Origin of the sequence: Nonomuraea roseoviolacea subsp. carminata (assembly GCF_024172185.1) — a bacterium.
Taxonomy (GTDB): domain Bacteria; phylum Actinomycetota; class Actinomycetes; order Streptosporangiales; family Streptosporangiaceae; genus Nonomuraea; species Nonomuraea roseoviolacea.
In genome coordinates, this window is record NZ_JAMZEC010000001.1 from 6,398,389 (window position 1) to 6,420,999 (window position 22,611).

General features: G+C 73.2%; 20 protein-coding genes. 8 read left to right on the forward strand and 12 right to left on the reverse strand.

Going from position 1 to position 22,611, the window contains the following annotated elements; genetic code table 11:
* Nucleotides 1-63: 63 nt before the first annotated feature.
* Nucleotides 64-1,251 carry a hypothetical protein gene (locus HD595_RS29605; protein WP_253774693.1) on the forward strand — a complete coding sequence of 396 codons (1,188 nt, stop codon included), beginning with the start codon at nucleotides 64-66 and terminating at the stop codon, nucleotides 1,249-1,251.
* On the opposite strand, the gene HD595_RS46890 is transcribed toward HD595_RS29605, so the two are convergent.
* Nucleotides 1,209-2,243, reverse strand: a complete 1,035-nt coding sequence (locus tag HD595_RS46890) for a CopD family protein (RefSeq protein ID WP_253774695.1) — start codon at nucleotides 2,241-2,243, stop codon at nucleotides 1,209-1,211. The genes HD595_RS29605 and HD595_RS46890 overlap by 43 nt on opposite strands.
* A complete protein-coding gene (locus HD595_RS29615) occupies nucleotides 2,240-2,866 on the reverse strand; it encodes a copper resistance CopC family protein (protein ID WP_253774697.1) in 627 nt (208 codons plus the stop codon). Before HD595_RS29615 ends, HD595_RS46890 begins: the two co-directional genes overlap by 4 nt.
* A 51-nt stretch (nucleotides 2,867-2,917) precedes the next feature.
* Here HD595_RS29615 and HD595_RS29620 point away from each other — a divergent pair, with 51 nt between their 5' ends.
* The 3 genes from HD595_RS29620 to HD595_RS29630 all read left to right on the forward strand — a co-directional run bounded on the left by HD595_RS29620 (nucleotide 2,918) and on the right by HD595_RS29630 (nucleotide 6,698).
* A complete protein-coding gene (locus HD595_RS29620) occupies nucleotides 2,918-3,694 on the forward strand; it encodes a class I SAM-dependent methyltransferase (protein WP_253774699.1) in 777 nt (258 codons plus the stop codon).
* A gap of 94 nt (nucleotides 3,695-3,788) precedes the next feature.
* A complete protein-coding gene (locus HD595_RS29625; protein ID WP_253774701.1) occupies nucleotides 3,789-4,742 on the forward strand; it encodes a class 1 isoprenoid biosynthesis enzyme in 954 nt (317 codons plus the stop codon).
* A complete protein-coding gene (locus HD595_RS29630) occupies nucleotides 4,743-6,698 on the forward strand; it encodes an NACHT domain-containing protein (RefSeq protein ID WP_253774703.1) in 1,956 nt (651 codons plus the stop codon).
* Here the strand turns inward: HD595_RS29630 and HD595_RS29635 are convergent.
* The 3 genes from HD595_RS29635 to HD595_RS29645 all read right to left on the reverse strand — a co-directional run bounded on the left by HD595_RS29635 (nucleotide 6,610) and on the right by HD595_RS29645 (nucleotide 9,429).
* Nucleotides 6,610-7,290: a hypothetical protein gene (locus HD595_RS29635; protein WP_253774705.1), complete on the reverse strand. Its 681-nt coding sequence runs from the start codon at nucleotides 7,288-7,290 to the stop codon at nucleotides 6,610-6,612. The genes HD595_RS29630 and HD595_RS29635 overlap by 89 nt on opposite strands.
* A 93-nt stretch (nucleotides 7,291-7,383) precedes the next feature.
* A complete protein-coding gene (locus HD595_RS29640; RefSeq protein ID WP_253774707.1) occupies nucleotides 7,384-7,947 on the reverse strand; it encodes a TetR/AcrR family transcriptional regulator in 564 nt (187 codons plus the stop codon).
* Nucleotides 7,948-8,088: 141 nt separating this feature from the next.
* Nucleotides 8,089-9,429 carry a sensor histidine kinase gene (locus tag HD595_RS29645; protein ID WP_253774709.1) on the reverse strand — a complete coding sequence of 447 codons (1,341 nt, stop codon included), beginning with the start codon at nucleotides 9,427-9,429 and terminating at the stop codon, nucleotides 8,089-8,091.
* A 160-nt stretch (nucleotides 9,430-9,589) separates the two neighbouring features.
* Here HD595_RS29645 and HD595_RS29650 point away from each other — a divergent pair, with 160 nt between their 5' ends.
* The 3 genes from HD595_RS29650 to HD595_RS29660 are packed head-to-tail and all read left to right on the forward strand — an operon-like array spanning nucleotide 9,590 to nucleotide 13,463.
* Nucleotides 9,590-10,774, forward strand: coding sequence for an acyl-CoA dehydrogenase family protein (locus HD595_RS29650; protein WP_253774711.1), 1,185 nt, complete (start codon nucleotides 9,590-9,592; stop codon nucleotides 10,772-10,774).
* Nucleotides 10,771-11,952 carry an acyl-CoA dehydrogenase family protein gene (locus HD595_RS29655; protein ID WP_253774713.1) on the forward strand — a complete coding sequence of 394 codons (1,182 nt, stop codon included), beginning with the start codon at nucleotides 10,771-10,773 and terminating at the stop codon, nucleotides 11,950-11,952. Before HD595_RS29650 ends, HD595_RS29655 begins: the two co-directional genes overlap by 4 nt.
* On the forward strand, nucleotides 11,952-13,463 hold the full coding sequence (locus tag HD595_RS29660) for an AMP-binding protein (protein WP_253774716.1): 1,512 nt from the start codon (nucleotides 11,952-11,954) through the stop codon (nucleotides 13,461-13,463). Before HD595_RS29655 ends, HD595_RS29660 begins: the two co-directional genes overlap by 1 nt.
* Nucleotides 13,464-13,507: 44 nt before the next feature.
* On the opposite strand, the gene HD595_RS29665 is transcribed toward HD595_RS29660, so the two are convergent.
* The 7 genes from HD595_RS29665 to HD595_RS29695 all read right to left on the reverse strand — a co-directional run bounded on the left by HD595_RS29665 (nucleotide 13,508) and on the right by HD595_RS29695 (nucleotide 21,622).
* Nucleotides 13,508-14,500 carry a helix-turn-helix transcriptional regulator gene (locus HD595_RS29665; RefSeq protein WP_253774718.1) on the reverse strand — a complete coding sequence of 331 codons (993 nt, stop codon included), beginning with the start codon at nucleotides 14,498-14,500 and terminating at the stop codon, nucleotides 13,508-13,510.
* A 58-nt stretch (nucleotides 14,501-14,558) separates the two neighbouring features.
* Nucleotides 14,559-15,992 carry an Nramp family divalent metal transporter gene (locus HD595_RS29670; RefSeq protein ID WP_253774720.1) on the reverse strand — a complete coding sequence of 478 codons (1,434 nt, stop codon included), beginning with the start codon at nucleotides 15,990-15,992 and terminating at the stop codon, nucleotides 14,559-14,561.
* Between the two features lie 115 nt (nucleotides 15,993-16,107).
* A complete protein-coding gene (locus tag HD595_RS29675; RefSeq protein ID WP_253774722.1) occupies nucleotides 16,108-16,464 on the reverse strand; it encodes an antibiotic biosynthesis monooxygenase family protein in 357 nt (118 codons plus the stop codon).
* Nucleotides 16,465-16,524: 60 nt separating this feature from the next.
* Nucleotides 16,525-17,337: a GNAT family N-acetyltransferase gene (locus HD595_RS29680; protein WP_253781359.1), complete on the reverse strand. Its 813-nt coding sequence runs from the start codon at nucleotides 17,335-17,337 to the stop codon at nucleotides 16,525-16,527.
* 150 nt (nucleotides 17,338-17,487) lie between these two features.
* Nucleotides 17,488-18,900, reverse strand: a complete 1,413-nt coding sequence (locus tag HD595_RS47290; protein WP_420540722.1) for a TetR/AcrR family transcriptional regulator — start codon at nucleotides 18,898-18,900, stop codon at nucleotides 17,488-17,490.
* A gap of 198 nt (nucleotides 18,901-19,098) precedes the next feature.
* Nucleotides 19,099-20,130 (reverse strand): dipeptidase, encoded by a 1,032-nt coding sequence (locus tag HD595_RS29690; protein ID WP_253774724.1) that lies wholly within the window; start codon nucleotides 20,128-20,130, stop codon nucleotides 19,099-19,101.
* A 46-nt stretch (nucleotides 20,131-20,176) separates the two neighbouring features.
* Nucleotides 20,177-21,622, reverse strand: a complete 1,446-nt coding sequence (locus tag HD595_RS29695) for a flavin-containing monooxygenase (RefSeq protein ID WP_253774726.1) — start codon at nucleotides 21,620-21,622, stop codon at nucleotides 20,177-20,179.
* A gap of 186 nt (nucleotides 21,623-21,808) precedes the next feature.
* On the opposite strand from HD595_RS29695, the gene HD595_RS29700 reads away from it, so the two are divergent.
* Nucleotides 21,809-22,609, forward strand: a complete 801-nt coding sequence (locus HD595_RS29700) for a Nif3-like dinuclear metal center hexameric protein (protein WP_253774728.1) — start codon at nucleotides 21,809-21,811, stop codon at nucleotides 22,607-22,609.
* Nucleotides 22,610-22,611: the final 2 nt, after the last annotated feature.

Consider the following 22,611-nt stretch of genomic DNA (forward strand, 5'->3'; position numbering starts at 1 on the left):
AGAGGCACGGACGGGCACAGACAGAGCTCAAAGGGGCATGGAGGCGGGCGCGATCGCCGTAAGATGCAGCCCGTGAACGCACCAGCAATCATCAAAAAGGCCGCCGACTGGGCGGTCCCCTACTGGACGCGGGGGCCGGCGGGCCGTGAGACGCCCCCCGACCTGTTCCGGGTCCTCTACTACGGGTGGCTGGTGGCGCTCACGCTCAAGCTGCTCGGCTCGGCCTGGGACGTCTCCTGGCACTTCAAGTGGCTGCGCGACGACCTCGCCCCGCCCCACCTGCTCAACTCCGCCGGCACCGCCGTGGCCCTCGGCCTGACCATCGTCCACGGCTACACCGGCTACGGCGTGGACAAGGCGGCGCTGCGGCTCATCCAGTGGGGCACCGGCGTGTTCCTGGTCGCGGTGCCGCTCGACCTGATCAACCACCGCGTCAACGGGCTCGACATCACCTCGTGGAGCCCGTCGCACATCATGCTCTACCTTGGAACGTTCTTCATGATCGCCGGTGTGATCCGGGGCTGGTTCACGGGCGCGCCGCCGGGGCGGGAGCGCACGGTGCTGCTGGGGGCGTTCCTCGCGTTCTTCCTGGAGAACGTGCACTTCCCCGAGCAGCACCAGGAGTACGGCGTGCTGTCGATCGGCGCGTGGGACAACCACGCCACCTACGCCGAGCCGATCCTGCTGCGGTTCGCGGCCGACCAGATGGGCCGGCCCGTCGACCGGGCGATGATGACCGCGTTCTCGCTGCCCGTGCCGGACGCCCTGTACCCCGTGTACGCGGTGGTCGTGGGGCTCGGCGTGCTCGTCGCGGCGCGCATGCTGATCGGCAGGTTCGGCGCGGCGACGCTGGTGGCCGCGGCCTACGTCGGGTTCCGCACGCTGATCTGGCCGCTGCTCACCGTCGCCGGCTTCCCGCCGTCGGCCGTGCCGTTCTTCCTCGTCGTGGGCGGGCTGTGCGTGGACCTCGCGTTCGCGGTGCGCCATCCGGTGCTCAGGGCGCTCGTCGGGTCCGTCGGCGTCACCGCCGCCGTCTACGGCGCCCTCGCCGCGCAGAGCGCCCTCATGGGCCACGTGTACGGCGCGATCAAGGGCCAGAGCGGCCTGCTCGGCGCCCCGCCCCTGGCGACCGGCTCGGCGATCTGGGCGGGGGCCGGGCTGCTGGCCGCCTGGCTGGCCTTCGAGTGGTGGGGCGGCCGGGCGGGCCGTCAGCCGATCGAGGCCCGGGTGATCGCCACCGCGACCCCGTAGGCGAGGCCCATGACGGCCAGCTCGGCCGTCGCCCACGCCACCACGGCCGTGGCCGCGCCGCCGCGGATCGCCGGCAGCAGCCGGAAGCGGATGTGCGCGGCCAGCGGCACCAGCAGCGCCGCCAGGGCCAGCTTGGCCACCACCAGCAGGCCGTACTCACTGGTGAGGAGCGCGCCCGGCAGCTCCACGCCGGGCGTCAGCGCCATCGTGCCGAGCCCCGTGACCAGCCCGGACAGGCTCACCACCAGCAGGCAGACCGTGGCGATCCTGGAGAAGCGCGGCAGCACGGCCGCCAGCAGCTCCCGGCGCGGCGCGACGAACACCGTCACCGCCGCCAGCCCGCCCGCCCAGGCCGCCGCGCCCATCACGTGGCTCTCCATCGAGATCATGATCGGGTCGTGCCAGACGGAGTTCACGGCGTGCCCGGTCACCGGGATCGGCAGCAGCCCGAACAGCGCCACCACGATCCGCAGCTCGGCCGGCACCTTCTCGCCGAAGCGCACCGCCATGAGCCCGATGCCGGCCGCGGCCAGCGCGCAGGCGGCGCTGAACAGCAGTCCCTGCCCGGTGCCGACGCTGTCCACGTAATCGGCGATCATCGCGGGCGTGGGGACGGACCCGGGGTTCAGCTCGGCCGTCTGGAACACGATCGTCAGCAGCGCGCTCGCCGCCCACGTCCAGGCGGCGGTGACGGTCAGCGGGCGCACGCGGCGCATCACCGGCTCGGTGCCCCCGGGGTCCTCGAAGCCGAGCAGCTTGGGCAGCAGGCTCATGCCGACCACGGCCACGGCGGCCAGGTCGAGCACCACCCGCACGACCGGCAGGCCGTAGGCGACGACGGGGCCCGGCATGGGGATGCCCGGCACGGCCTCCTGCGCGGTCAGCCCGGAGGCGACCACGGCGGAGACGACGGCGCAGGCCAGGAACACCCCGGCCACCGCGCCGCCGCCGAAGGCGCGGACGCGGCGCCCCGGGGGAGCCTCGACGCTCACGCCCGGCCCTCCCCGTCGGAGGCGTCCTCGTGCGAGGCGCCGATGATGGCGTCGGCGGGGCGGGCGCGGCGCAGGGCGACGCCGGTGCCGGCCGCCAGCAGCAGGAGCGCGGCCACGATCCACACCACGGCCATGCCCGCCCCGCCGTTGGCCGCCGCCTCGGCCGCCCGCGCGCTGTCGGCGGCGTCGGAGGCGGACGCCGACGCGGTCTGCGGCGCCGTCTCAGCCGCCGTCGCGGGCGCCGTCTCGGGTGCCGCCGAGCCCGGGGCCGTCAGCCGAAAGGTGATCTTGCCGGTCACCGGGTGCCCGTCGGCCGACAGGATCCGGTAGCCCACCACGTACGCGCCCGCCGCCGTCAGCGGCTTGACCTTGACCGTCACCTTCTCCGCGGCCACCGACGCGGCCCCGTCGGCCATCGCCGCCCCGTCCGGGCCCGTGACGCCCACCTGCGCGTACCCCTGGCGCACCGCCTGGTCGAACACCAGCGTGACCACGGCGGGCGCCGCCGACAGCGCCGCACCGTCCTTGGGGTCGCTGCTGATGAGCACGTTGTGCGCCCGGGCCGGGAGCGAGATCCCCACCGCGGCCGACGCGAGCAGCAGGACCGTGAGTAGCCGCCTCACCGATCGACAACCTTCCCTTGAACGCTTCCAAACCCGTCTATGCTCCCATCCGTGACGGACCTCTTCGGCGGCGCGGCCACCTATTACGCGCGCTATCGCAGCGACCACGGCGACGAGGCCGTCGAGTGCCTGGCCCGCGCGTTCGGCCCGGACGGCGTCGTGCTGGACCTCGGCTGCGGACCGGGCACGGTGGCGATCCCCCTGGCCGGGCGGGTGCGCGCGGTGCTGGCCGTGGACCCCGACGAGGAGATGCTCGCCGAGGGACGCCGCCTGGCCGAGGGCGCGGCGGGGGACATCCGGTGGATCCGCGGCGACTCCACCGCGCTGCGCGCGCTGCCGCCGTTCGACCACGTCGTCATGGGCAGGTCGTTCCACTGGATGGACCGCCGGGCCGTGCTCGCCGACCTCGACGCCCTGCTGCCGCCGCACGGAGCGGTGGCCCTGGTGGGGCCGGTCCGCGAGGAGGGGGACCCGCCGTGGGAGGCGGTGGTGCGGCCGGTGCGCGCCGCGTTCGGCCTGAACGAGTCGGGGCTGGACAAGGAGCGGGCCCCCGGCTCGTTCCAGGCGACCGGCGAGCACCACGACGAGGTGCTGGCGGGCTCGCCGTTCGGCCGCGTCGAGTCGGCCCGGTTCGAGCGGCGGGTGTCGATGGACGTCGACGCGCTGGTGGGGCTCCAGCTCTCCTTCTCCTACAGCGCGCCCGCCCGGCTGGGCGACCGGCTGGCCGCGTTCACGGACGAGGTGCGCCGGGCGCTGCTGGCCGACCGCCCCTCGGGCGTGTGGGAGGAGCGCAGGACCACCGAGGTCCTCATCGCCCGCCGTCCCTGACCGTCGCCCCTGATCGCCGGCCTGGGCAGGGACCGTATTTACCGCGGCCCTGCCCCGTGTCATCATGCGCTCACCGTCTGCCGATGGGAGCGTCGTGATCCGCGACCTACTGACCGTTGCGCGTTGTGCCCGGCCGGCGATCGCCCTCCCCATCGCGCTCAAGGACGCGGTCGCGTGCGCTCCCGCCGCCGTGCGCGACTTCGAGCGGGCCGTCGAACCCCTCGTCCGCGACGCGCTGGCCGGGCCCGAGCGCGAGGCGATGATCGCCTCGCTGCGCGGCACCGCGCTGACCTTCAACGTCGGCATCCGGGCCTACGCGCGGATGGCGGGCCGGCCCTGCGACGGCGAGCTGGCCATGCTCGCCGGATCGGTCGCCCGGCTCTACGACGACCTGATCGACAACGGCGGCGACCCGGAGGTCGACTCCTGGGTGGCGTCCCTGTTCGGGGACGGCGGGCCCGAAGGCGCGGGGCGATCCGATGACCCGCACCGGCGCCTGCTGGCCGCGCTCTACGCGGAGATCCGCCGTCGCGCCCCCGGCGAGCTCTGGCACACCGCGCTGCTCGAACTGCACGACTACCAGGTGCTCTCCCGCCGGCAGCGCGATCCCGCCACCCCGGCGGCGCAGCTCGGCAAGATCACCCGGGGGAAGGGCGGGCTGGCGTGCGTCGTGCTGTTCGGACTGGTGCATCCGGACATGAGCGTGGTGCAGCGCGACACGGTCATGGAGGCGGGCGAGGCGCTGCAACTCCTGGACGACTACCTCGACCAGGACGCCGACCTGCGCGACGGCATCGGCACCCCGCTCAACCGGGGCGAGGTGAGCCTGGCCGACGTCGGCGCCCGGCTGCGCGCCCTGCGGCCCCGGCTGGCCGCCGGCTACGGGCGGGCCGCCGCCCGGCGCTTCGCCGCGACGCTGCTGCTCGTCCTGGCGGCCGACGTGCTCAAACGCCACCGGTCCCGGCGCGCCCGGAGACGGAAGGACACCCCGCTGGGGCTGCTGCTGGCGGGCGGCACCCACGCCATCCCCCCGAAAAGAGCCTCGTAGATGCGCAGACTGCGGACCGCGGTCCTGATCGTCCTGCCGCTGGCGTTCGTCCTGCTGGCCGTCGTACGGCTGGCGGTGGGCGGCTGGTCCAACGTCGAGGCGGTCATCGCCGCCGCGGCCCTCGTCGTCGCCTACGTCGGCACCCTGCGCGGCACGCGGCCCCCGGACAGCGCCTCCGACCTGGCCGACCGGCTGGCCGACGAGGTCATGCACGCGGCCAGGCGGGAGGCCGGCAACCGCGACGTCCCGCACAGCCGCGGCATCCCGATCCGCTGCGAGTCGGGCGGCGCGCTGCCCGCGACGGTCGAGGAACTGGCCGACCACCTGCTCACCCGGAGGGGAGGCGTGGTGGTGACGGGCGAGCGGGGCTCGGGCAAGACCACGCTCGGCCTGCTCCTCGCGCTGCGCACGCCCTCGGTGCGGCACCGGCCGATCCCGGTCACGCTGCCGCTGTCGTCCTGGGAGCCCCGGCTGAGTCTGCGCGAGTGGGTGGCGCTGCGGCTGGCCGCCGAGTACCCGTTCCTGCGCAGCGCCCCGCTCGCGCTGGAACGGCTGATCAGCAGCGGCAGCCTGCTGGCCGTCTTCGACGGCTTCGACGAGGTGCCGGCGGCGCGGCGCGCCGAGGTGGTCAGGGCCATCGACGAGGACTGGTCCAGCTCGCCGTACGTGCTGACCAGCCGCGTCGAGGCGTTCACCGGTCCCGCCATCCGCCGGCTCGCCGGGACGCCGGTCCTGCGGCTGCTGCCGGTGGACGCCGCGGGCGTCACCGGATACCTGGAGTCGCGCTGGGGGGACGTGCCGGCGGCCGCCGCGCTCGTCGCCCGGCTGCGCGCGGAGCCGAGGGGCCCGCTGGCCGAGGCGCTCGACACCCCGTTGATGATCTTCCTGGCGGCGCGCATCTGCGAGAGCGGCCACACCCCGCGCATCGACGGCACCGCCGCGCGGATCAGGAAGGAGCTGGTCGCCGGGTTCGTGCCGGCCGTCTACCGGCCGGAGCCGGAGGCCGACCAGCCGTGGACCCCCGAGGAGGCGGCCCGCTACCTCCGCGCCCTCGCCGAGTTCCTGCGCCGCCGAGGGACCCACGACCTGGCCTGGTGGGAGCTGCACCACGCGCTGCCCCGCGCGGTGATCCCCGTCGTCCAGACCGTGCTCGGCATGGCGATCTTCGGACCGCTGTGCACCGTCATGTTCGCGCTGTTCGGGCTGACGTCGATCGGCTGGTGGTTCGGCCTGGTGATCGGGCTGGCCGGCGGTCTCGCGGTGTCGCTGGCCAGGCAGCACCACCCGCGCGAGGCGCGGCCGAGGCTGCGCAAGACGCTGACCCGGCGCTACCTGCTGCGCCGCCTCGGCCAGGGCCTGGTGTGCGTGGCGCCCGGCATGGTGATCGTCCTGGTGCTGTACGACGGGGTGACCTACGCGCTCACCGAGGGGGCGGTGTTCCTCATCGGTTTCCTGGCCGCCTCCCTGGCCCTCGCCCCCGCCAACGCCGACAGGGCGGGCACGCCCGACGGCTTCCTGCGCAACGACCGGGCGGCCGTGCTGCTGGCCTTCGCCGCGGGCGGCCTGGTCGGGCTCGCCGTGGGCGCGTGCCTCGGCTGGTGGATGGAGAGCGGGCTGCGGGTCAGGGACCAGGTGTGGCTGCTCACGCTCGACCGGTGGCAGCAGACGCTCGTCGGCTCAGCCTCCGGCGCGGTGCTCGGCGCGGCCGGGTTCGGCCTCACGATGATGGCGCCGAGCGCGTGGGGGCGCTTCATCGACGTCCGCATGTGGTTCGCGCTCCGGCGGGTGCTGCCGCTGCGGCTGATGGCGTTCCTGCGCGACGCCTACGAGCGCGGGGTGCTGCGCCGTAGCGGGCCGTACTACCAGTTCAGGCACGAGCTGCTGCAGGATCGGGCAGCAGCGGCGCCGGAACCGTCGGGGTCAGCAGCACCCGGCCCGCCAGCGACCACGCCGTGACCCGGCCGCCCGCGCCGATGACGTAGCCGCCCTCGGGGAAGCGCACCCGGCCGCTGTCCGGCGCGAAGCGCGCGTACCGTACCTCCAGATCTTCGCGCCTGCGGCGGATCCGCTCGACCGCGACCTGCGCGCCCGCCGCGGGACGGTAGCCGAACTCCAGCACCACCTCCGCGCCCGGCGCGGCCCGCGCCAGCGCCGCCACGTCGCCCAGCCTGGTCAGGTCGCAGACCCGGCCGGCGACCGTGCAGCGCAGGACGTCGAAGCCGTGCCCGCGCAGCACCCGCGTCTGCGCGGCCAGCCAGGCGGGCTCGAAGCGCCGCTGGGCCCGATCCAGCAGCCGCAGCGCCACGACCCGCGCCAGCACGTACGCCCCGGCCAGCCAGGTGGCGGCGGAGAAGGCGGGATGCGGCGCGAAGGTCGCCGCCAGCGCGAGCGCGGCCGTGACCAGCGCCCAGACGACCGTCACGGCGGGGGCGCGCTCCGGCGACGGCCCGGCCAGCGCCCGGCGGACCGTCGCGGGCACGCCGGGCAGCGGCGCGAGCGGGACCGGCAGGTCGGGGCGGCAGTGTTCGGGCCCGTAGGTGACCGGCATCTTGCCAGTATCACCCGGAGCGCCGCCCCGCGTTAGCCGCGGACCGGTTGGGGCCGGTCGCCGGGCGCCCGCACGTGCCCGGCGACCGGGCGGTCACAGGTCGGTGGGGGCGAGGCCGAGCTCGGCCGCGGCCGCCGTCCGGATGAGCTGGTTGGCGCGGCGGCGCGACAGCGCCTTCGGATGGACCTGGATCTGGATGGCGAGCCCGTCGATGAGCGCGAACAGGCGCCAGCTCGCCCCCTCCGGGTCCTCGCAGGCGAACTGGCCGCGCGCCACCCCGTCCTCGATGATGGCCCGCAGCACCTGGCGGCCCTGCTGGTCGAGCCGGCGGGTGGTCTCCTCCAGGTCCGAGCTGCGGATCGACTCCGCCCAGGCGTCGATCCACAGCCGCCAGCCGTCGGGCGAGCCGCCCGGCGAGCAGCGCCGCAGCAGCGTGCGCAGCCGTTCCAGCGGAGGCCGCTCCAGCCGGTCGATGCTGTCCAGCGTGTCGCGGTGCAGGCGGGCCGCGTACGCGAACGCCTGGGCGAAGAGCCGGTCCTTGGTCTCGAAGTGGTAGAAGAGCAGTGCCTGGCTCACCCCGGCGGCTCGGGCGATGTCCAGTGTCCTGGTGTGCCCGAACCCCTGCGCGGAGATCACCTCGCAGGCTGTCTTGAGCAAGTCCTCACGTCGTAATCGGCTGAAACCTGGTGTCACAGCGGGCCACTCTAACCAGTGGCCGGAAAACGCTGTAGGACAAACCGGGCATGGGTATGGGAGCGTGACCAGCAGGTGCGGTCATCCGCGGACAGATGTCCCGGATCACATCTCCCTGATCGGCAGCCGCAGCACGAACCGGGCCCCGCTGTCGGAGTCCTCCAGGGTGAGCGTGCCGTGGTGCGCCTGGGCGATGTCGCGGGCGATCGACAGGCCGAGCCCCGTGCCGCCGGCGTCGCGGTTGCGTGAGGCGTCCAGCCTGGTGAAGCGCTGGAAGACGAGCTCGCGCTGCTCGGGCGCGATACCGCCGCCGTCGTCCAGCACCTCCAGGACGGCGTGGCCGTCGTCCCGGCGCACGGTCACGGTGATCGTGGACTCGGCGTGGCGCTCGGCGTTGTCGAGCAGGTTCGTCAGCAGGCGGGCGAGCTGGAGCCGGTCGCCGGTCACGACCACGCCCGGCTGGAGCGTGGTGATGAGCTTCTTCGTGCGCGGCCTGGTCGTCTCGGCCGCGACCAGCTCGGCGAGGTCCACCGGGTCGCGGGCCATGGGGGAGCCCGCGTCGAGCTTGGCCAGCGTCAGCAGGTCGGTCACGATCGCCTGGAGCCGGTCGAGGCTCGACAGCAGGGCGCGGCCGATGTCCTCCCACTCGGCGTCCTCGGGGTGCAGCATCGCCTCCTCGACCTGGGCGCGCATCGCCGTGATCGGGCTGCGCAGGTCGTGGGAGGCGTCGGAGGCGAACCGGCGCTGCTGCTCGACCGCCGCCTCCAGCCGGTCGAGCGTCTGGTTGGCGGTCTCGGCCAGGGACCGGATCTCCTCGGCCTGGCTCGGCAGGGGCAGGCGTTTGCCCAGGTCGCTGCTCGTGATCTCGGCGAGCTTGTCGCGGACCTCCTGCACGGGCGCGAGCGTCCTCTCCACCACCCGCGACACCCCGAACCAGGCCAGCGCGACCATCGCCACCGAGATGCCGATGAGGAACGCCAGCACGGCCGGATGGACGTACCAGGGCACGGTGGAGTCCACCACGTACACCAGCCAGTCGCCGCCGTGCTCGTACACCCTGACCACGGTCATGTACTCGCACTGGCCGCGGAAGTACGGCAGGTCGCAGACGATCTCCATGCGGCTGGCGTTGAACTCGTCGGGCACGACGGCGCTCATGCGCGGCAGGCCGACGAGGTTGTCGGTGGAGGCCACCACCTGGCCACGGGAGTCGACCACCTGGATGCCGTCCAGGTCGCTGGGGATCACGGTGGGCAGCGCGCCGCGTTTGACGAGGTGGACCACGCGCAGGGCGGAGGTCGTCACCGCGGTCTTGCGGTAGTCGTCCGCGGTGCTGTGGATGGCCCACAGCACGAACGCGTTCACCACGACGCTGAGCAGCACCATGGCGATCCCGGCGAACAGCGTCAGCCGCGTCCGGATGGACCTGCCGAACCGTGTGACCAATCCTTTCCCCCCGGTGATCAGATGATCACACTAAGTCGCCATGGTCCTAATCAACGGAGATTCACCGTCAAATCCGGATAAAAGGTGCATTCGGCGGCGCTCTTTGCCGGTCCGGCGGGGCTGGTTAGAGTAAGTGAACACTGATGCCCGAGGAGCGAACGTGAATCTCGACGATTACCGGCGGGCCGCCAGGGCATGGCTGCGCGACAACGCGCCGGCCGGCGAAACCCCGCCCGAGGACGCGATTCCCCACGCCAAGCACTTCATGGCCAGGCTGTACGACGCCGGCTACTCCGGCATCACCTGGCCCGCGCGATGGGGCGGCCAGGGCCTGACGCAGGCGGAGGAGCGCGCGTTCGCCGCCGAGGCCCGGCACTTCTCCCTCCCCACGTACGTCTTCTCCATCGGGCTCGGCATGACCGGGCCGACCCTGGTCGACCGGGGCTCCGACGAGCAGCGCGAGCGGTTCGTCCGGCCGCTGCTGCGCGGCGAGGAGATCTGGTGCCAGCTGTTCTCCGAGCCGGGCGCGGGCAGCGACGTGGCCGCGCTGCAGACCCGGGCGGTCCGCGACGGCGACCGCTGGATCGTCAACGGGCAGAAGGTGTGGACGTCGGTCGCCCAGCACGCCGACTGGGGTCTGCTGCTCACCCGCACCAACCCGGAGGCGCCCAAGCACCGGGGCCTGACCATGTTCGTCGTGGGCATGCGCGACCCCGGCGTCACGGTCCGGCCGCTCAAGGACATGACCGGCCGCGCCCACTTCAACGAGGTGTTCTTCGACGAGGTGGCCGTCCCCGACGCGCACCGCGTGGGCGAGGTGGACGACGGCTGGAGCGTGGCCGTCACGACCCTGCTGCACGAGCGGCTGTCGATCTCCGCGGGGGTCGGCATGGGCCGCGCCAAGGACGACCCCACCTCGCTGGAGGCGCTGCGCCGCACCGCCGACACGAGCGACCCGCTGGTCCGCGACGACCTGGTCGAGCTGCACATCCGCACCCGGGCGCTGGCCCTGTTCAACCAGCGGCTCGCCCAGGAGGCCGAGGCGGGCCTGTTCCCCGGCGCCCGAGGCAGCGCCGCGAAGCTGCTGCTGGCCGAACTGACCCTGTTCGAGGCCGACCTGGCCACCCGGCTGGCCGGCCCGTCCGCCGTCGTCGGGACCAGGGACGGCGCCGGCGCCGGCCCGCTCGCGCACGCGATCTCGCTGGCCCCGGCCATGTCGCTGGGCGGCGGCACCAACGAGATCATGCGCAACATCATCGGCGAGCGCGTCCTCGGCCTGCCGCCCGGGCCGCGCGTCGACAAGACCGTGCCCTTCAAGGACCTGAAGGTGGGGACCCAGGGATGAGGCTCGTGCTCACACCGGAGCAGCGGGAGCTGCGCGAGGCGGTCCGCTCGTTCCTGGCCGCGGCCGCGCCGCCCGCCAAGGCCCGCGACGGCTACGACCCGGCCGTCCACGCCCGCCTCAACGGCGAGCTGGGCCTGTCCGGGCTGATCGTCCCCGAGGAGTACGGCGGGGCGGGGGCGGGCATGGCGGAGCTGGCCGTGGCGCTGGAGGAGACCGGGGCGGCGCTGCTGCCGGGGCCGTTCCTGGCCACGGCGTTCGCGGCGCTCGCGCTCACCCGGGCGCCCGACAAGGAGCTGCTGACCGGCGTCGCCGAGGGCCGCCTCACCGCCACGCTCGCGCTGCCCGTCGTGCCGGACGGCCTGACGGCGCGGGCCGAGGGCGGCGGGGTGACCCTGCGCGGGACGCTGCCGCAGGTGCTGAGCGGGGCGGAGGCGGACGTGCTGCTGGCCGCCCTGCCCGGGGCGCCGGCGGCTGACGGGTCCGGCGCGCCGGGGGAGTCCTCGGCCGGCGGGTCCGGCGCGCCAGGGGAGTCCGCGGCTGACGGGCCCGTGCTGGTCGCCGTGGATCTGGGCGGACCGGGCGTCACCCGCGTCCCGCTGGAGACCCTCGACCTCACCCGGGGCCAGACGCGGGTGGAGCTGGACGGCGCGCCGGCCCGGGTGCTCGGCCGGCTGGGCGCCGAGGGGGCCGCCGCGGTGGCCGACCTGGTGGCCGTCGCGCTGGCCGCCGAACAGCTCGGCGTGCTGCGCGCCTCGCTCGACGCCATCGTCGCCTACGCCAAGATCCGCGTCACGTTCGGCCGGTTCATCGGCTCGTACCAGGGCGTCAAGCACAAGCTGGCCGACATGCACTGCAAGCTCGAACAGGCCGAGTCCGTCGTCCGCCACGCCGCCTGGACCGCCGACGAGGACCCCGCCGAGCTGCCCCACGCCGCCGCGCTCGCCCAGGCGTACGTGGGGCGGGCCTGCTTCGAGGTGGCCCGCGACCACCTGCTGCTGCACGGCGGCGTCGGCTTCACCTGGGAGCACGACGCGCACCTGTTCTACAAGCGGGCCAAGGCCGACGAGGTGCTGCTCGGCCCGCCGCGCGTCCACCGCGCCCGGCTGGCCGCCCTGATGGAGGCCGGTGAGCCCGCTTCCACGGAAGCGGCCGGCGAGCCGGCTCCGAGGGAGGCGTGATGGCGGCCGACGAGCCCGCGGGCGGGCACCCGCCCGGTTTCTACGCGCTGGCCGCCGCCGACCCCGGCCGCCTCGCGGTGATCGACGCCGATGGCACCCGGACCACGTACGGCGAGCTGCTGGCCCTCGTCAACCAGGTATCCCACGGCCTGCGCGCCCGCGGGCTCGGCACCGGCGACGTGGTCGCCGGCGTGCTGCCCAACGGCCTCGACGCCGTCGTCATGCTCATGGCCACCGGCCAGATCGGGCTGTACTACGTCCCGGTCAACTGGCACCTCACCGCGCCGGAGATCGCCTACATCCTCGGCGACTGCGACGCCAGGCTGGTCGTCACCCACGAGGCGTACGCCGGCAAGGTGCCGGCCGGCGCCGAGACGGGCACGGCCGGACTCGCCGCGGGACAACCCCGCAGCGCGCCGGAGGGCCGCACCTCGGGCGCGGTCATGTGGTACACCTCCGGCACCACCGGCTTCCCCAAGGGCGTGCAGCGCCGCCTGTCCGGCTCGGAGCCGGAGGCGGTCGTCCCGCTGTTCACCTGGTTCCTCGGCGAGGTGGTGGACCTGACGCCGGGGCGCGACGTCCACCTGGTCACCTCGCCGATGTACCACTCGGCGCCGTGCGCGCACACGCAGTTCGCGCTGCACCTCGGGCACACGGTGGTGATCACCGCCCGGTTCGAGCCGGTCCACGTCCTGGAGCTGATCCAGCGCCACCGGGTGACGAACGCGATGATGGTGCCGACCATGTTCCACCGCATGCTCCAGCTCCCGCGCGAGGTCCGCGAGGCGTACGACGTCTCCAGCCTGCGACAGGTGATCCACACGGCCGCGGCCTGCCCGGTCGCGGTCAAGCGCGAGATCATGGAGTGGTGGGGGCCGGTGCTGTACGAGTACTACGGCTCCACCGAGTCCACGATCGCCTTCGCGGTCAAGCCGCGGGAGTGGCTGGCGAGGCCCGGGACCGTGGGCCGTCCCGCGCCGACGTTCGAGGTGCGCGTCCTCGACGACGAGGGCCGTGAGCTGCCGCCGGGGGAGCCCGGCATGGTGTACGTCAAGTCGGGGCTCGGCCGGTTCGAGTACCGCAAGGACCCCGCCAAGACGGCCGCCAGCATGCGCGGCGAGTGGTACGCCCCCGGCGACATCGGCTACCTCGACAAGGACGGCTACCTGTTCCTGTGCGACCGGCGCACCGACCTCATCGTCTCGGGCGGCGTCAACATCTACCCGGCCGAGATCGAGGCCGCGCTGCTGGAGCACCCGGCGGTCGCCGACGTGGCCGTCATCGGGGTGCCCGACGAGGAGTGGGGGCACCGGGTGGTCGCGCTCGTGCAGCCGGCCGAGGGTGTCGCGCCCGGCCCGGAGCTGACGGCCGAGCTGCTGGAGCACTGCGCGCCGCGCCTGGCCCGGTTCAAGCACCCGCGGGTGGTCGAGTACCGCGACAACCTGCCGCGCACGCCGACGGGCAAGCTGTCCCGCTCCCGGGTCCGGGAGGCGTACCTGGCCCAGCAGTGACGTCCACGTCCGGGGGGACGTACCTCGGCCGGCGATGACGGCGTTCACGACCCGGGCGGGCCGGCGGCGGTCGCCCGCCGAGCGCTGCCGATGGTGGCCCGCCGGTAGCGCTCGCCCAGCTCCGCCACCGCCTGCGCCAGCTCCGGCGGGTCCAGCACCTCGAAGTCCACGCGCAGGAACCCCATCCACGCCGCCAGCCCGTCCAGGTCGTCACCACCGATCCGCAGCAGGCAGGTCGTGTCGTCCACCGGCTCCGGCTCCAGCCCGTCCGGCAGGTGTCCCATCCGGTCGGCGGGCGCGTGCAGCAGCACCGTCGCCCGGTACCTCCACATCGCGGTGTTGACGCCCTTCTCCACGTACTGCGCCACGTCGCCGTCGCCGGGCAACTCGCGCGGCGCGAACCGCGGCCCCTCCGGGACGCGCGGGCGCACCCGGTCCACCCGGAACGTCCGCCAGCCGCCCCGCTCGACGTCGTAGGCCAGCAGGTACCACCGGCCGCGCCGATGGACCAGCCGGTACGGCTCCACGTCCCGCACCGTCGACTCGCCCTCGTGGCCGGTGTAGTCGAAGCGCAGCCGGTGCCGGTCGCGGGCGGCGTTGGCGATCGTCGTCAGCACCTCCGGCGCCACCGAGGGAGCCCGGCCGGGGATCTGCACCGTGTACGCGTTGAGGGCGCTCACCCGGTGCCGCAGCCGCGCGGGCAGCACCTGCTCCAGCTTGGCCAGGGCCCGTACCGACGTCTCCTCGATGCCCTCGACGCCGCCGCCCGCGGCCCGGCCCAGCCCCACCGCCACGGCGACGGCCTCCTCGTCGTCCAGCAGCAGCGGCGGCAGCGCGGCGCCCGCCCCGAGCCGGTAGCCGCCCGCGACGCCAGGGGTGGCGTGGACGGGGTAGCCGAGACTGCGCAGGCGCTCGACGTCGCTGCGGATCGTCCGGGTGGAGACCCCGAGCCGTCCGGCCAGCTCGGGGCCCGACCACTCCCGGTGCGCCTGGAGGAGGGACAGCAGCTTCAGCAGGCGCGCGGACGTCTCGAGCATGCGCCCAGTCTGCCCGGTATCGCGGAAGCGTCGCTTCCGCTTTCCTCGCTTCCGCTCTTCAGCCCCCGAACAGCTTCTGCGCCTGCTGGACGACGGTGAGCACGGTCAGCGTGCCGAAGAACGCGATCGACCACACCAGCGCGGCCAGCCGGTACGAGCGGACCTTGATGGCGGACGGCAGCGCCCGGCGGTTCAGCACGATGAGCAGGATCGAGTACACGAACATCATCACGGCGGCGAAGCTCGCCGACAGGACGAGCAGGATCAGCGGCTGGTCGAAGCCGAGCAGCAGGACCGCGATGCCGACCAGCGTCATGGCCCAGACCACGGCGAAGTAGACCCGGTTCACCGAGACGGGCCGGTTCCGCAGGTAGACCGTCTTGATCGTGTCGGAGGCCAGCCGCGAGGTGTAGTCCACGATGCCCATGGCCGAGGCGAACAGCGCCAGCGCCCCGATCACCCAGAACAGGACCCCGAACCACGGGCCCACCACGTCCTTCAGCGTCTCGCCCTCCACCTTGAGGAACCCGATGCTGTTGGCCAGCCCCTGCTTTCCGAACACGGTGGAGTACGCCAGCATCGACATGAACGCGATCGTCAGGAACGACACCAGCGCGAACGTCGTGGCCTGCTCGACGTTCGCGAAGCGCCACCAGGCCCGCCACCGGGCCAGGTTCGCCTTGGTGGGCGCGAACTGGAAGCCCGTCGAGGAGGCCGCCTCCTCGTGCCCGGTGACCGGGCTGACCAGGCGCGGCACGTACACGCCCATGCCGAAGCCCTTGTCGCGGATCCAGTTGCTCTGGCAGAGGTTCTGGCCGCCGCCCGCGCCCGCGTAGGCGATGGCGCCCATGAGCAGCGCGAAGTCCAGCGGCGGGACCGGGATCCGGGCGCCCACCGTCAGCCCCTTGCCCAGCTCCACCCAGCTCTGCGCGGTGATCGCCAGCGCGACCGCCACCACGACGAGGATCGTCACGAGAGCGATCTTGACGAAGATCACCCGCTCCAGGGCGACGTAGATGACCGGCGCCAGCGTCAGCCCGAGCGCGATGACCAGCAGCATGCCGATCGCGATCCAGCGCACGCTGCCCTGCCCCGAGCCGGTCAGGTACGTGACCATGGTGGCCGACGTCGTCACCCAGCCCGGCCACAGGTTCGAGGCGAGCGTCATCAGCACGAACACGATGCCCCAGTGCCGCCACAACCGGCTGAACCCGGTCAGCGCCGTCTCACCGGTGGCCAGGGTGTAGCGCTCGATCTCCATGTTGAGGAACCACTGCGTGATGATGCCGATCGCCGCGCCCCAGATGAACACCAGCCCGACCTGGGAGGCGATGTACGGCCAGAGGATGAACTCGCCGGAGGCGAGCCCCACGCCCGCTCCCACCAGGCCCGGGCCGATGATGCGCCAGGTGGACCGGGGCGGCTCGGGCAGGTCGCGGACGCTGACGGACGGCAGGACTCGTGCGGGGACGGTCGGAGTGAACTCCGTCATCGCGGATCTCCTTGTTCGGCTCCCGGCTTGGAACCTCAAACCAGCAGATAGCTTTTATTTCCTGGTTCGCAGCGGCAGGCGAAGCCCGCGATGACGGCCCGCGGCGGATGACCGCCTACGCCCGCCTGAACCCGTGGCTCCGCTCCACTTTCGCCACGTGCAGCGTGTAGCTCTCGTACCACTCGGCCCGCCCGCGCTTCTGCGCCGCGCGGTGCTCGGCGTCGGACCGCCACTCCGTGAGGGCGTCGGCGTCGCGGAAGTACCCGACGGTGATGGCCAGCCCGCCGGGAGTCTGCGCGTAGTCCATCCCCAGATATCCGGGGATGTTCTTCACCAGGTCTTCCATGCGTGCGTTGGTCTCGCTGTAGCCGCTCTGCTCCTGGGTCCGCACCGCCGTGAAGACCGCCACGTAGTAGGGGGGATCGAAGGCTTCGACGGGCGTGACAGGCGCTTCAGAGGGGATGTTGCTCATGGTGCCACCGTAAGCCGGGATGCCTCTCATGATCCAGTGTGGCGAGGTGACGACTGGCGGCTATCCGGACTGCCGAGTCACCACGACGTACTCGCCGGCATCCGTGAACCCCGTCACCCTGCCGCCCTGCCGCATCAGCCCGCCCAGCGCCTCCCGGACCGCCAACCGCCACGCCTTGCCCGCTCCCGGATCGCGCCGCCGCAACGTCTCGATGTCGTGCGGTGTCGCCACCAGCGTCACCGGCCCGTCCGCGCGGCCCTTCACCGGCCGCTCGTCCGCCACGCCCAGCGCCACCGTGTACGGCGGGGGCGGCGGCTGCTCCGGCTCCCCGTCCAGCCGCCACGCCATGAACAACCGGTCGGACTCGTCGCCCTCGTTGATGGCATCGGCCATGACCCCGTAGAAGTTCTCGGCGTACCCGGTCGGCCGCGCCCCGAGCTTCACCAGGTTGAACCGCGCGTTCCTGCGGACCAGCGGGTCGAACGTCCAGGTGATGCGGGTCAGGTCGTGCTCCAGGCACCAGGCGCGCTGGTGCAGCTTGAGCGCGTAACCGATCCCGCGCCCGATGGCGGCACCGGTCACATGAGAGTGCAGCGCGCCCCCGGCGGCCAGGAACCCCACGGACGCGCCCACCAGCCGCTCGCCCTCGTACGCCCCGGCCACGTACCCGCCGGTGTGGGCGAACCCGATCATCAGCTCGACGGACACGGGGGCGTTGGCCGGATCGGGGTGCCAGATGTCGTCGAACAGGCGGTGAACGTCCTTGAACTCAGGGATCCGGTGCAACTCGCGGATCGTCACCCCGGTCCGCAGGGCCGCCTCCTCCGCCACCCGCCGCGCATCCTCCACTGCCTTGCCCGTCCGCCGCCCCATGGGCTCCACACCGTCTCCCTCTGATCGCCTGACCTGCACGTCGTCTTCCGCCCGGGGTGGCCTTTGCTTCGTCTTCGGCTCGCCGCATGGCTTCCACCTGGGGCTGCGCCTGCCGGGTGGCTTCTGTCCTGTTCTCCGAAGGCTCCTCGCTCATGGCCACGCGCTTTCCCCCTTGCGCCGCTCATCCCCGCGCTTCGGCCCCGGAGCGCTCATGCTGTCGCGCGGATCAACGGGGTTCACGGCCGGCTGTCTTGTATGCCCGCTCGGCCCGGAGGGTTCTGACCTCGCCGGCGCCTCAGCCTGCCGAGCCGGCACCGGAACCCCGGCATCTTCGGGGGGATCGGTGTGCCGGGTCGGTCCGGACGAGTCGGCGTACTCCGCGTGCTCGGACGCGAGGGCGTACCCCGCCCCGCGACCGTCGGCCCGCCGTACCAACCGACCCCCCGACACCCGTACGGCGGTCTCCGTCATGTCGTCCACGGACGGCAGTCCGGCGGTCGCGGCCACGCGTCCGCTCTCGTCGCACACGATCCGCACGTCCGGCCACCCGCCCGCAGGCACGGCGGCACGCAGGTGTGCGCCCATCCGGGCCAGCGCGAACCGTGCCAGCGGCCCGTGCTCGCCGGGATCGGTCATCACCGCGACCAGGGTGATGGGCATCGCGGCCGGCGCGGCCCGTACGACGTCCTCCAGGGCCGACAGGCGTCGCAATCCGAGGAAGACCACCAGCCCGTCGCCGTCGAGGGTGAGAGGATCTCCGCGCAGCGCGTCCACGGCCGGGGGCGGCGCCCAGGGCGCGTCGACGGAGTACGGCTTCAGGGTCAGGACGGGGAACAGCGGGGCAGGTCCGGGATCGAGCCGCGCGAGCCGCTCACACGCTCGCACCACGTCCTCTTCCTCACGCGCGGCCGACACCGTCCGCGAGCGAGTGGCAGGGTGGGCGGCGAGGGCGGCGCGCTGCGACGCCCCCTGGAGGAGGGTGAGCGCTGCGGTCGCCGGCCGCACCATCCGCCGCCCGGAATGTCCGTCGAGCCGTTCCATGGCCAGCCCGAGGAGCGTCGCGTACAACGTCATGAGCTCCGCGAACGCCAGCCGGCTGCCCTCCTCGCCCTGTACCTGCGGCACCACTTCGCGCCAGACGGCCATCGCGCCCGCCGGCACGGGATCATCCAGCCAAGCCCGCGCGACCGCCCCCAGCACCCACCCCACGTCTCCACCGCGAGGCTCTGCACCGGGACGTGAACCGCCACGTCCCTCGCCGACCAGCCCTCCGGCGCCTTCCTCACCCTGCGGGCATCCGTCACGTCCCTCGTCGAGAAGCGGTCCGGCGCCTTCCTCACCCCGCACCCCTCCGCCACGTCCCACGTCGTACGCGTCGGCGAGGACGGAGAAGAACAGGGCTCGCTTGCCGGGGAAGTTCGAGTAGACCGCGCCCCGGGTGAGCCCCGCCCGCTCGGCTATGTCGTCGATCTTGACGTCGCGGAAGCCTCGCTCGGCGAACTCGTCGTGTGCCGCGGCCAGGATGCGCGCCCGGTTGCGCACCTGCGACTCCGCTCTCGTCATCCTCCCCATCCGCTCACGATATCGCCCGTACCTGCCCTCTGATCAGCCCGAACCCAGCCCATGACAAGCCCGCACCCGGCCCCTGCGCCGGGCGCGCCTGGCCCATGGCCGCCCCGTATCCGGCCCGGGGGCCGGACTGCGCCCGGGTCTCTCGTCAGGGCGGCCTCGGGCGTCGGGAAGACTCGGCCCTCTCCGTGATCAGGTGAGGAACTCGCCGAGGAAGCGGTGCAGGTTGCCGCCGATGATCTTGGCGACGTCCTTCTCCGGCAGGCCGCGACCCAGCAGGCCCTCGGTCACCATCGGGAGCCCTCTCGGCCCCTCAAGGCCGGGGACGGCCGCCATCGCGTCCACGTCTCCCGGTTCGACGTCCTCGCAGCACGGCGGGGTCAGGTCCGTCATGACCTCGCGGATGAAGTCGGGGCCGAGCCCCACGTGGTCGATGCCCGCCACGTCCACCACGTGTTCGATGTGGTCCAGCACGTGGTCGAGTGTCGCGGACCGGGCGTCCTCGGTGAGGAAGGGGGCGAAGAAGTTCACGCAGATGACGCCGCCGGTGGCCGCCACGCCGCGGAGCTGCTCGTCGGTGAGGTTGCGGTGGTGGTCGCGCAGCGCGCGGGCCGACGAGTGCGTCGCCATGACCGGCCTGGTGGCCAGCTCCAGCACGTGCGCCACCCCGGACGCGCCCAGATGCGACACGTCGAACACCATGCCGAGCCGTTCCATCTCCCGCAGCGCGGCGACGCCGTGCGAGGTCAGCCCGCTGCCGGTCGCATCCTCGGCGCTGCCGTCGGCGAGCGGCGTGCGGCCGAAGTGGGCGATGGAGGCGATCCGCACGCCCAGCCGGTACGCCGTCGGGATGAGCTCCACGCTCGCGTCCAGCCCCGGCATGCTCTCCAGCGCCAGAATCAGGGCGATGCGGCCCGACTCCAGCGCCTGGTCGATGTCCTGTGAGGTGAGGCAGAGCGCCACCCGGTCGGCGTTGCCCTCGGCGATCACGTGCGCGCACTCGATCATACGCAGCGTCTGCCGCAGCGCCCCCTCGGGCCGGTACTGGTCGTCGATGAACACCGGCAGCACCTGGAGGCCGACCCCGCCCTCCTGGAGCTGCGGCAGCCACTGCTCGCGGAAGAAGGCGGCCCATCGCGCGGGCGGCCGGGCGGAGACGGCCATGAGGAGGTCGTTGTGGGCGTCGGCGACGACGGAACGCTGGTGGAGGGATGTGCTGCTCATGCCCGGGACGCTACCGCCAGGGGCTTGGCTGAGGCCACGCCGGAGCTCACACGTGACGGTACGCGGCGCGCGGCGGCCGCGACGTCAGCCTGCGGTACAGGGTGGTCGTGCCCGGCCAGTTGTTGGTGATCCGCCCGTCGGCCGTCTTGTACCAGCTCCGGCACCCGTCCCGCCACACCATCGGCTCCATCGCGGCGCCGAGCCGCCGTGTCCACGCGGCCATCGCCTCGGGCCGCACCTCCATGGGCCCGTGGTCGGACAGGTGCGGCAGGCAGGCCATGACATGGTTCACCTGGCATTCCAGCATGAAGACGATCGAGTTGTGGCCGAGGTTGGTGTTGGGCCCGTACAGCAGGAACAGGTTCGGGAAGCCCGGCACCGAGATTCCCAAGTACGCCTCCGCGCCGGCCTTCCACCGCTCCGCGAGGTCGAGCCCGTCGCGGCCGGTGACGCTCATCGGCGCGAGGAACTCGGTGCTCCGGAAGCCGGTGGCGTAGACGATCGTGTCGGCCGGGTGGAGAGCCTCGGCCGTCTCGACGCCCTCCGGCGTGATCCGGACGATCTTCTCCGTCACCACGTCCACGTTCGGCCTGGTCAGGGCGGGATAGAAGGCGCTGTCGATGACGACGCGCTTGCAGCCCGGCGGGTAGTCGGGGGTGAGCTTGGCGCGCAGGCCGGGGTCCGGTACCTGGCGGCGCAGGTGTCCGAGGGCGCGTCTGCGCAACAGGTCGGCACTCCAGCCCTGGGCGAGCGCCGGGTACAGGGCGGCCTCGGCGTACCGGTAGATCCACTCCCGGTAGACGCGCTGCACGCCCGGCAGGTACCGGAACGCGAGCCTCGCCCGCGGGCCGAACACGGCATCGGGCTTGGGGATCACCCAGTTCGGGGTGCGCTGGAAGACCTCCAGACGCTCGGCGGCCCGGGCGACGTGCGGGATGAGCTGGGCGGCGGACGAGCCGTTGCCGATCACGGCCACCCGCCTGCTGGTGAGGTCGTGGCCGTGGTCCCAGCGGGCGGAGTGGAACGATGTGCCCGCGAAGTCCGGCATTCCCGGGATGTCGGGGAGGTGGGGCCGGTTGAGCTGGCCCACCGCACTCACCACCACGTCGAACGCCTCGGTCGAGGGTGAGGCGGAACCGGTCGCGGCGGTCACCTGCCAGCGGTTCCCGTCGAAGGCGGCGCTCACGACTTCGGTGTTGAAGCGGATCTTCCGCCTGACGCCGTATTTATCGGCGCAATGCTGTAAGTAGGCGAGGATTTCGGGTTGGCCGGGGTAGCGGCGCGTCCAGCTCCCGTACCTCTCGAACGAGTACGAGTACAGGTGCGAGGGGATGTCGCACCCCGCGCCCGGATAGGTGTTGTCGCGCCAGGTCCCGCCGAGGTCGCCCGCCTTCTCGAACACGGTGTACGTCGTGATGCCGGCCCGTTCCAGCCGGATCGCCATGCACAGCCCGCCGAACCCCGCCCCGATGATCGCGACCCTGGGTGCCATCCATGCCTCCTCGACGGATGTCAGGACGCACTTACGGTACGCCGGGGCCATGCCGTAGGACAGCCCGGACGACGCTCCGCACGCGGGCGACCGCCCCCGCGCGACGATCGCGCGACGCCCCCGCGAGGGCACCGCGGCAAGGAACGGGACACCCTCCGTTCCCGATAGTCTGCCGAGGTGGCTGCAGTGACGCTGGCAGAGGTGATCGGGGTGCTCGAGGCGGCCTACCCGCCCGCCCGGGCCGAGTCGTGGGACGCGGTGGGCCTGGTCTGCGGAGACCCCGCCCAGCCGGTCGGACGGGTGCTGTTCGCGGTCGACCCGGTCAGGGCCGTGCTCGACGAGGCCGTCGAGTGGGGAGCCGACCTGATCGTCGTCCACCACCCGCTCTACCTGCGCGGCACCACCACGGTCGCCGCCGACACGCCCAAGGGCCGCATCGTCCACACCCTGATCAAGCACGACATCGCCCTCTACACCGCCCACACCAACGCCGACGTCGCCAATCCCGGCGTCTCCGACGCGCTGGCCCGCGCCGTCGGGCTCGTGGGCGACCTCGTGCCGCTGCGGCCGTTCCCGGACGACCCGTGGCGCGGCCTCGGACGCGTCGGGGAGCTGCCGGAGCCGGTGACGCTGGAGGAGTTCGCGGTCGCGGTGGCCGAGGGGCTGCCGAAGACCTCGTGGGGCATCCGGGTGGCGGGCGACCCGTCGCGCCGCGTCGCCCGCGTGGCGGTCAGCGGGGGAGCGGGCGACTCGCTGCTGGAGACGGCCCGCGCGGCCGGCGTCGACGCGTTCCTCACCGCCGACCTGCGGCACCACCCGGCCAGCGAGTTCGCCGAGGCGGGCGGCCCCGCGCTCATCGACGCCGCCCACTGGGCCACCGAGTGGCCGTGGCTGGACGGCGCCGCGTCCATCCTGCGCGGCGGTGGCGTTAACGTTGAGACGCGCGTCTCCGCCACGGTCACCGATGCTTGGACAAGAGGATATTGATC